General features: G+C 60.8%; 9 protein-coding genes. 5 read left to right on the forward strand and 4 right to left on the reverse strand.

Annotated features, from left to right (window positions below; genetic code table 11):
* Nucleotides 1-122: 122 nt before the first annotated feature.
* From acnA to AAHE99_RS21970, 4 genes are all read right to left on the reverse strand, one after another.
* Nucleotides 123-2828, reverse strand: a complete 2706-nt coding sequence (gene acnA, locus AAHE99_RS21955) for an aconitate hydratase AcnA (RefSeq protein ID WP_342119486.1) — start codon at nucleotides 2826-2828, stop codon at nucleotides 123-125.
* A 15-nt stretch (nucleotides 2829-2843) separates the two neighbouring features.
* Nucleotides 2844-3257, reverse strand: coding sequence for a hypothetical protein (locus tag AAHE99_RS21960; RefSeq protein WP_342119487.1), 414 nt, complete (start codon nucleotides 3255-3257; stop codon nucleotides 2844-2846).
* Entirely contained in the window at nucleotides 3254-4255 is a 1002-nt protein-coding gene (locus tag AAHE99_RS21965; RefSeq protein WP_342119488.1) for an HpcH/HpaI aldolase/citrate lyase family protein, read from the reverse strand. The genes AAHE99_RS21960 and AAHE99_RS21965 overlap by 4 nt, the downstream gene beginning before the upstream one ends.
* A gap of 95 nt (nucleotides 4256-4350) precedes the next feature.
* Nucleotides 4351-5340, reverse strand: a complete 990-nt coding sequence (locus AAHE99_RS21970) for a malate dehydrogenase (protein WP_342119489.1) — start codon at nucleotides 5338-5340, stop codon at nucleotides 4351-4353.
* 197 nt (nucleotides 5341-5537) lie between these two features.
* Between AAHE99_RS21970 and AAHE99_RS21975 the strand changes: the two genes are divergently transcribed.
* The 5 genes from AAHE99_RS21975 (at nucleotide 5538) to AAHE99_RS21995 (ending at nucleotide 9701) form a co-directional block, all read left to right on the forward strand.
* Nucleotides 5538-6311, forward strand: a complete 774-nt coding sequence (locus tag AAHE99_RS21975) for a GntR family transcriptional regulator (RefSeq protein ID WP_342119490.1) — start codon at nucleotides 5538-5540, stop codon at nucleotides 6309-6311.
* Nucleotides 6312-6403: 92 nt separating this feature from the next.
* The gene (gene sdhC, locus AAHE99_RS21980) at nucleotides 6404-6826 is read left to right on the forward strand and encodes a succinate dehydrogenase, cytochrome b556 subunit (protein WP_342119491.1); all 423 of its coding nucleotides are present in this window, start codon (nucleotides 6404-6406) and stop codon (nucleotides 6824-6826) included.
* Entirely contained in the window at nucleotides 6827-7192 is a 366-nt protein-coding gene (gene sdhD, locus AAHE99_RS21985; protein ID WP_342119492.1) for a succinate dehydrogenase, hydrophobic membrane anchor protein, read from the forward strand.
* 3 nt (nucleotides 7193-7195) lie between these two features.
* Nucleotides 7196-8974, forward strand: a complete 1779-nt coding sequence (sdhA, locus tag AAHE99_RS21990) for a succinate dehydrogenase flavoprotein subunit (RefSeq protein WP_342119493.1) — start codon at nucleotides 7196-7198, stop codon at nucleotides 8972-8974.
* Between the two features lie 16 nt (nucleotides 8975-8990).
* A complete protein-coding gene (locus tag AAHE99_RS21995) occupies nucleotides 8991-9701 on the forward strand; it encodes a succinate dehydrogenase iron-sulfur subunit (RefSeq protein WP_055931466.1) in 711 nt (236 codons plus the stop codon).
* Nucleotides 9702-9760 lie beyond the last annotated feature (59 nt).

The raw sequence follows: 9760 nt of genomic DNA on the forward strand, positions 1-9760 counted from the left end.
AGCGCTTTTGTCTTAGTCAAAAAAGATACTTGTTACGCCTATTGTAGTGGATTCGGCAAGAAATGGCGGAGCAATAAAAAACGCCGGGCGAACCCGGCGTTTTTGGCAGGAAGTAGTCCTGATTATGCAGCCAGCAGCTGGCGCAGCACGAATGGCAGAATACCGCCGTGCTTGTAGTAGTCGACTTCGATCGGGGTGTCGATACGCAGCAGTACCTGCACTTCCTTCTTCGATCCGTCGGCGCGGTGGATCACCAGGGTCGCCTGTTGCTGTGGCTTGATTTCGCCTTCCAGGCCCTTCAGGTCGTACACCTCCTTGCCGGTGATGCCCAGGGACTCGACGGAGTCGTTGCCGATGAACTGCAGCGGCAGCACGCCCATGCCCACCAGGTTGGAACGGTGGATACGCTCGAAGGAGCGGCAGATCACAGCCTTCACGCCCAGCAGCTGGGTGCCCTTGGCTGCCCAGTCACGGGAGGAGCCGGTGCCGTATTCTTCGCCGCCGAAGATCATGGTCGGGGTGCCTTCCGCCACGTACTTCATCGCTGCGTCGTAGATCGACAGTTGCTGGCCCGATGGCTGGTGGATGGTGATGCCGCCTTCAACCGCGGAGCCATCTGCCTTTGGAGGGATCATCTTGTTCTTGATACGCACGTTGGCGAAGGTGCCGCGCATCATGATCTCGTGGTTGCCGCGACGCGAACCGTAGGAGTTGAAGTCCGCCTTCAGGACGCCGTTGTCCTTCAGCCACTTGCCTGCCGGGCCGTCTTCCTTGATCGAGCCTGCTGGCGAGATGTGGTCGGTGGTGATGGAGTCGCCGAACACGCCCAGTGCGCGCGCGCCGGTGATGCCGGCAGCAGCCGCTTTCGGGGTCATCGCGAAGTCATCGAAGAACGGAGGTTCGGCGATGTAGGTCGAATCTGGCCAGTTGTACACTTGGCCCTCGGTCGAGGAAACCGCTTCCCACAGCTTGCCTGGGTTGCCCTTGACGTCGGCGTAGTTGGACTTGAAGACCTTGGAGTTCATCGCGTGCTTCATCAGGGCGTTGATCTCTTTCGAGGTCGGCCAGATGTCGCCCAGGTACACGTCCTTGCCATCCTTGCCCTGGCCGACCGGTTCGGTCATCAGGTCGCGGGTCACGTTGCCGGCGATCGCGTAAGCGACGACCAGCGGTGGCGATGCCAGGAAGTTGGAGCGGATGTTCGGGTGGATACGCGCTTCAAAGTTACGGTTACCGGACAGCACCGCAGCAGCAACGATGTCGTTGCCGGTGATGGTGGCGTTCAGCTCAGGGGTCAGGTCGCCAGCGTTACCGATGCAGGTGGTGCAGCCGTAAGCGGTCACGCCAAAGCCCAGTTTTTCCAGGTATGGCAGCAGGCCGGCGGCGGTCAGGTACTCGGTCACCACGCGCGAGCCAGGAGCCAGCGAGGTCTTGATGTGCGGTGCGACGGTCAGGCCGGCTTCCACAGCTTTCTTGGCCAGCAGGCCGGCTGCCAGCAGCACGCTCGGGTTCGAGGTGTTGGTGCAGGAGGTGATGGCGGCGATCAGCACGTCGCCGTTCTTCACGTGAACGCCGTTGCTGGTGGTGTAGACGTTGGTGAGGTCGTCGGCCTTCTTGTTGAAGCCATTCTCGGTGGTTGGCTTCGAGAACAGTTCGGTGAAGGTGGACTTCACGTTGCCGATTTCGATACGGTCTTGCGGACGCTTAGGACCGGCCAGCGACGGTGCAACGGTGGACAGGTCCAGGTGCAGTTCGCGGGTGTAGTCGATGTCGCCTTTCTTCGGCACGCCGTACATGCCCTGTGCCTTGAAGTAGGACTGGAATGCAGCGATTTCGTCCTTGGTGCGGCCGGTGCCTTCGAAGTATTCGACGGTGGCGTCGTCAACCGGGAAGAAGCCCATGGTCGCGCCGTATTCAGGCGCCATGTTGGCGATGGTTGCGCGGTCGGTAACCGACAGCGACTCGGTGCCTTCGCCGAAGAATTCGACGAATTTGCCCACGACTTTTTCCTTACGCAGCATTTCGGTGATGGTCAGCACCAGGTCGGTCGCGGTGCAGCCTTCGCGCAGCACGCCGGTCAGGTTCACGCCGATCACGTCCGGGGTCAGGAAGTACACTGGCTGGCCCAGCATGCCGGCTTCCGCCTCGATGCCGCCCACGCCCCAGCCCACCACGCCGATACCGTTGATCATGGTGGTGTGGGAGTCGGTGCCCACTAGCGAATCAGGGTAGTACACGCCGGATGCATTGTGCACGCCGCGTGCCAGGTATTCCAGGTTCACCTGGTGGACGATACCGAAGCCTGGTGGAACCACGCCGAAGGTGTCGAAGGCTTGCATGCCCCACTTCATGAACTGGTAGCGCTCGTTGTTGCGCGAGAATTCCAGCTTCATGTTCAGGTCCAGGGCCTTAGGCTCGCGGAAGTGGTCGATGGTGACGGAGTGGTCGACCACTAGGTCCACTGGGACCAGCGGTTCAATCTTCTTCGGGTTCACGCCCATTTTGGAGGCGACGTTACGCATTGCAGCCAGGTCGGCCAGCAGCGGAACGCCGGTGAAGTCCTGCAGCACAACACGGGCTACGACGAATGGGATTTCGTCGGTACGGGCCGCGGTGGCGCCCCAGTTAGCCAGCTGCTTGACGTGCTCTTCGGTCACTTTCTTGCCGTCGCAGTTACGCAGAACGGATTCCAGTACGACGCGGATCGATACCGGCAGGCGGGAAATTTTTGCGCCCAGTTCCTTTTCCAGAGCAGGCAGGGAGTAGAACTTACCCTTCTTGCCCCCGATCGGGAAATCCTTAAGCGTATTCAGTGTGTTGCGGGACATGTCCTCTCCTTGTAATTAAAGTCCGAGCGCTTGTTCAGATGTTTTGCATTCGTTTGCCAGTTGGCGGTTCACCTTGGAATCCAGCAGCATGCCTTTGGCAGGAATGCCGATCCAGATCAGGCCTGCCAGCTTGTTCTCGAAGCGCTGCGCACCGGTGGTGGTGGCTTCGCGAGTCAGGCGGTGCAGGCGGTTCTTCCAGCGCAGCGCGATGCTGTTGCTATCTTCCGCGTTGGTGTAAATGGTGATCTTGTTGCCCAATTCGCAGGCGTATTCGGTGGCCTTGTGCTCCGTCACGCTCGGCTCCGGCTCGGCGGGAGCGGCGGCGGCCGGCTTGGCGGCGGCTTTCTTCGGATTGGCGTGGGCGGATGGGGCGACGGCGATGGCACAGGCCATGGCGCAGGCGGTGAACAGTTTCAGAATCGACATCATTGGGCTCCTTTGGCTTCGGCCGCCCCGAGCAGGGCGGCAACGGAGTCCGGCAGCGGCAGGCCTGCGAGCTTGGCTCGCTGCAGAACCGTCCAATAATAGCGATAGCTGGCGCGGTCGTGCAAGCGGCCATGCTGGCTGATGGGGCCCCACTGTACCTTCTCTGCCTCATGCAGGATGGCGGCGGCCTCGTTGACCTCGGAAACCCGTGGCGTAAATGCCTTTATGACAGGTTTGATCTGCGAAGGGTGGATGCTCCACATGCGGGTGTAGCCGAATTCCGCGGCCGCGCGCTGGGCGTCCGTGGCCACCACGGCGGAATCCTTGATTTCAGTCGTCACGTTATGCGATGGCACCTTGCCGTGCGCGTGGCAGGCGGCGGCGATTTCCAGCTTGGCGCGCACCACCAGCGGGTGGGTGAACTGGCCCGGCGTGCGCATGGCGCTGCCCGGCACGGCGCCGTAGTGGGCCGAGACGAAGTCCATGATGCCGAACGACAGGCATTCGACCTGGGGCAGGGCGGCGATATCGTGCACGTCGCGCAGGGCGCCGTGGGTTTCGATCAGCACGTGCACCGGCACCGGGGTGGTGCGGCCGGAACTGGCGGCATGTTTGTTCACCAGGTCGATGGCGCGCTTTACTTCCAGTACGCTTTCCGGCTTGGGCACTACGATGTAGGCCAGCTTGTGGCCCGCTTCGGTGCAGATGATTTCCACGTCGCGCTCGAAATGCGGGCTGTTGACGTCGTGGACGCGCGCGCCGATGCGGTTGAACCGGTTGGCTTCGTCCAGCAGCAGCAGGGCCACCAGCTTGGCGTGGGATTCTTCGTTGCCGGCGGCGGCGCCGTCCTCGCAATCGAAGGTGATGTCGAACAGGGGACCAAGCTCTTGTTGCAGGGCCATGGATTTGCGCATCAGCTTCTCATTGCCTGCGTAGTGGTCGCAAGCAGGAAGCAGCAGCGGCTGGCGTGTGCCCTGGAATAAAACCTCGGATGGATGCATTAGTGCAGAAGAAGAAACAGCAGCCGCGCTACCATCGGTAGCGCGGCGGGTACGGCGGATCGGTGGCTTAACCGGTTCCACTGTTTATAAAACGATTATGGCAGCAGGTGCTTCACGCCTTCACGCTCTTCGGTCAGTTCCTTCAGCGTGATGTTGATGCGCTCTTGCGAGAACTCGTCGATTGCCAAGCCTTGCACAATCTTGTATTCGCCGTTTTCGCAGGTCACTGGGTAGCCAAACATGGTGCCTTCAGGGATGCCGTAGGAGCCGTCGGAAGGGATGCCCATGGTGGTCCACTTGCCGTTGGTGCCCAGCACCCAGTCACGCACGTGATCGATCGCAGCGTTGGCTGCGGAAGCTGCGGAAGACAGGCCGCGTGCTTCGATGATCGCTGCGCCGCGCTTGCCCACGGTTGGCAGGAAGGTGTTGGCGTTCCAGTCGTGGTCGTTGATCATGTCTTTTACGGACTGACCGTCGATGGTGGCGAAACGGTAGTCAGCGTACATGGTTGGGGAGTGGTTGCCCCATACGCACAGCTTTTCGATGTCCTTGACGGCCTTGCCGGTCTTGGCGGCGATCTGGGACAGGGCGCGGTTGTGGTCCAGGCGCAGCATGGCGGTGAAGTTCTTCGCTGGCAGCGATGGCGCGGACTTCATGGCGATGTAGGCGTTGGTGTTGGCTGGGTTGCCCACCACCAGGACCTTCACGTTGCGCGAAGCGACGGCGTCCAGCGCCTTGCCTTGCACGGTGAAGATCTGTGCGTTGGCTTCCAGCAGGTCTTTACGCTCCATGCCTGGGCCGCGTGGACGCGCGCCGACCAGCAGGGCGACGTCGGCGTCCTTGAAGGCGGTCATCGGGTCGGAGTGGGCGGTCATGCCGGCCAGCAGCGGGAATGCGCAGTCGTCGATCTCCATCATCACGCCTTTCAGCGCTTTCTGGGCCTTCTCGTCAGGGATTTCCAGCAGTTGCAGGATGACTGGCTGGTCTTTGCCCAGCATGTCGCCGTTGGCGATGCGGAACAGCAGGGAATAGCCGATCTGGCCGGCGGCGCCGGTAACGGCAACACGCATTGGGGTTTTAGCCATGGTGAATCTCCAAGGTGGATAGAAAACGGTGTAAGCTCGTAATGATACGACAATTTTAGTCGGGGCAGACCAGCTTCGACGGCGAGTTTAGGCTTCCATTGGCTGTGTGTCAATCCTATCTTATGTCTTATATAAGACATATGAATTATGGGGATTTTTCTGGACGCCAAGGGTCGGATGTGGTGAAATTGCGGGTTATGAATCCCGTCACGCCCAACCAGACCACTTCTGACGCCACCGGCGCGGCGGCAGCATCGCCTACCTTTTCCCCGCTATACCAGCAAATCAAGGGCCTGATCACCCAGAGCCTGCAATCCGGCGAATGGAAGCCGGGCGAAATGATCCCGAGCGAAGTCGAACTGGCCAACCGTTTCAAAGTGAGCCAAGGTACCGTGCGCAAGGCGATCGACGAGCTGGCGGCGGAGAACCTGGTGATGCGCCGGCAGGGGAAGGGCACCTTTGTCTCCACCCACCACGAGGCACGCGCCCATTTCCGTTTCCTGCGCTTAATGCCGGACGAAGGTGTGCCGCATTATCCAGAATCGACGTTTATTGAAGTCAAACGCCTGCGCGCGCCGGCCGAAGTGGCGCGCCTGCTGGACCTCAAATCCGGCGATGCGGTGGTGTACATCAAGCGCGTACAGAACTTTGACGGCGTGCCCACCATCGTGGAAGAACTGTGGCTGCCGGGCCTGATCTTCAAGGGCCTGACCGCCGAACGCCTGAATGAATACAAAGGCCCGATGTACGGCCTGTTTGAATCCGAATTTGGCACCCGCATGATCCGCGCGCAGGAGAAAATCCGCGCCGTCTGCGCCGAGCCGGGCGATGCCGAACTGCTGCGCGTAGCGGCCGGCACGCCGCTGTTATGCGCCGAACGCGTCTCGTTCACCTACGGCGATAAACCTGTGGAGCTGCGCCGTGGGTTGTACTTGACGGAACGTCATCATTATCAAAATGATCTCAGCTAGAGAAAATTTGGTGAAATGTAACGAAATAGGCGAAAATCGCAGTTTCGCCAACTTTGGCAAATCATTAGTAATAAAGCATAGGGAGGTTGTATATGACTGAAGCCGTGCGGGATAACGCAAAAAAAGAGCGGCCAGAATTCCGTAACATCCACGTTACGGACCTGATGAATTACCGGCTGCCGCTGGCCGGCATCGTGTCCATCTTGCACCGTATCAGCGGCGCACTGATGTTCCTGCTGCTGCCATTCGTGCTGTACCTGCTGCAGGAATCCCTGCGCTCCGAGTACACCTTCGCCAACTTCATGATCATCGCCTCCCACCCGATCGCCAAGCTGGTCATGCTGGCCCTGATCTGGGGCTATGTGCAGCACTTCTGCGCCGGCGTACGCCACCTGGTCATGGACACCCACGTGGGCCTGGACAAGGATTCCGCGCGCAAGTCCGCCACCGTCGTCATCGTGATCACCGTCGTGGTGACCGCGCTGGCCGCACTGAAATTGTTTGGAGTGTTCTAAATGGCTAACAATAACATCGGCCCAAAACGCCTGGTTGTCGGCGCCCACTACGGCGTCAAGGATTGGCTGGTCCAGCGTGTGACCGCCGTGCTGATGGTGGTGTACACCGCCGTCCTGTTCTTCCTGGTCTTCACCTCGTCGACCCCGTCGTACGAAGGTTGGGCTGCGCTGTTCGCACAGCAGTGGTTCAAGCTGTTCAGCGCCGTGACCCTGCTGGCCCTGTTCTACCACGCCTGGGTTGGCGTGCGTGACATCTGGATGGACTACATCAAGCCGGTTGGCCTGCGTCTGTTCCTGCAAATCGCTACCATTGGCTGGCTGATCGCTTGCGCCGCCTGGTCGCTGCAAATTCTGTGGAGTGTTTAAATCGTGGCAGCTATCAAATCTGCAATCCCAACCCGTCGCTTTGACGCGGTCATCGTTGGCGCCGGCGGTTCCGGCATGCGCGCCTCCCTGCAACTGGCGGAAGCCGGCCTGAATGTGGCCGTGCTGTCCAAGGTGTTCCCGACCCGCTCCCACACCGTGGCGGCGCAGGGCGGCATCGGCGCCTCGCTGGGCAATATGTCGGAAGATAACTGGTACTGGCACATGTTCGACACCGTCAAGGGTGGCGACTATCTGGGCGACCAGGATGCGATTGAATTCATGTGCCGCGAAGCACCGAAGGTCGTGTACGAGCTGGAACACTTCGGCATGCCGTTCGACCGTAACCCGGACGGCACCATCTACCAGCGTCCGTTCGGCGGCCACACCGCCAACTTCGGCGAAAAAGCTGTGCAGCGCGCTTGCGCCGCAGCCGACCGTACCGGCCACGCACTGCTGCACACCCTGTACCAGCGCAACGTCAAAGCCCGCACCCACTTCTTCGTTGAGTGGATGGCCCTGGACCTGGTGCGCGATGCCGACGGCGACGTGGTTGGCGTGGTGGCCCTGGAAATGGAAACCGGCGAATGCATGATCCTGGAAGCCAAGACCACCGTCTTCGCAACCGGCGGCGCTGGCCGCATCTTCGCAGCTTCCACCAACGCCTTCATCAACACCGGTGACGGCATGGGCATGGCGGCACGTGCCGGCCTGCCGCTGCAGGATATGGAATTCTGGCAGTTCCACCCGACCGGCGTATCCGGCGCGGGCGTGCTGATCACCGAAGGCGTGCGCGGCGAAGGCGGCATCCTGATCAACTCGAACGGCGAACGCTTCATGGAGCGCTACGCTCCGACCCTGAAAGACCTGGCGCCGCGCGACTTCGTGTCCCGCTCGATGGACCAGGAAATCAAGGAAGGCCGCGGCTGCGGTCCGAACAAGGACCACGTGCTGCTGGACCTGCGCCACATCGGCTCCGACACCATCAAGAAGCGCCTGCCGTCGATCCTGGAAATCGGCCACAAGTTCGCCAACGTCGATGCGACCAAGGAACCAATCCCAGTCGTGCCGACCATCCACTACCAGATGGGCGGTATCCCGACCAATATCCACGGCCAGGTTGTCACCCCGAACGGCGACGGCACCCAGAAGGTTGTGAACGGCCTGTACGCCATCGGCGAATGCGCTTGCGTATCCGTGCACGGCGCTAACCGCCTGGGCACCAACTCCCTGCTGGACCTGGTGGTGTTCGGCCGCGCGGCCGGCAACCACATCGTGGCGCAGAACCTGAAGCAGAAGGAAAACAAGCCGCTGCCGAAGGATGCTTCCGACTACGCCATGGGCCGCCTGAACACCCTGGAAAACTCCACCGGTTCCGAGCGCGTGCAGGACGTCGCCAACGACATCCGCGCTGCGATGCAGAAGTACTGCGGCGTGTTCCGTACCGACGAAATGCTGGCCAAGGGCGTCGAAGAGATCATGAAGCTGGACGAGCGTCGCAAGCACGTGTCGTACAAGGACAAGTCCAAGGTGTTCAACACCGCCCGCGTGGAAGCGCTGGAACTGGACAACCTGATCGAAACCGCGAAAGCAACCATCGTCTCGGCCAACGCGCGTAAGGAATCCCGCGGCGCCCACGCCCAGGACGACCACCCGCAACGCGACGACGAAAACTGGATGAAGCACACGCTGTGGTTCTCGGAAGGCAACCGCCTGGAATACAAGGCAGTCGTCACCAAGCCGCTGACGGTTGATACCTTCAAACCGAAACCACGTACTTTCTAAGCAAGGGCCTCACAACATGGCACGCACTCTCAAATTCAAGATTTACCGCTACGATCCGGACAAGGACGCCAAGCCGTACATGCAAGACCTGACGGTCGAACTGAAAGACACCGACAAGATGCTGCTGGATGCACTGCAGCGCATCAAGTCCGACGTTGACGACTCGCTGTCGCTGCGCCGCTCCTGCCGCGAAGGCGTGTGCGGTTCCGACGCGATGAACATCAACGGCAAGAACGGCCTGGCCTGCACCACCAACCTGAACGAGCTGAGCGAGCCGATCGTGCTGCGCCCGCTGCCAGGCCTGCCGGTGGTGCGCGACCTGATCGTCGACATGACCCAGTTCTTCAAGCAATACCACTCGATCAAGCCGTTCCTGATCAACGACTCGATCCCGCCAGAGAAAGAGCGCCTGCAGTCGCCTGCGGAACGCGAAGAACTGGACGGCCTGTACGAGTGCATCCTGTGCGCCTGCTGCTCGACCTCCTGCCCATCGTTCTGGTGGAACCCGGACAAGTTCGTCGGCCCAGCCGGCCTGCTGCAAGCCTACCGCTTCATCGCCGACTCGCGCGACGAAGCCACCGGCGAGCGCCTGGATAACCTGGAAGACCCATATCGTCTGTTCCGCTGCCACTCGATCATGAACTGCGTCGATGTGTGCCCGAAAGGCCTGAACCCTAACAAGGCGATCGGCAAGATCAAGGAACTGATGGTCCGCCGCGCAATCTAAACATGGCGGAACTGGAAAAACGTGCGCACCAGGCCGACCCGGCCAACCGTGGGGGCCCG

Origin of the sequence: Pseudoduganella sp. OTU4001 (genome assembly GCF_038440195.1) — a bacterium.
Classification (GTDB): Bacteria; Pseudomonadota; Gammaproteobacteria; order Burkholderiales; family Burkholderiaceae_D; genus Rugamonas.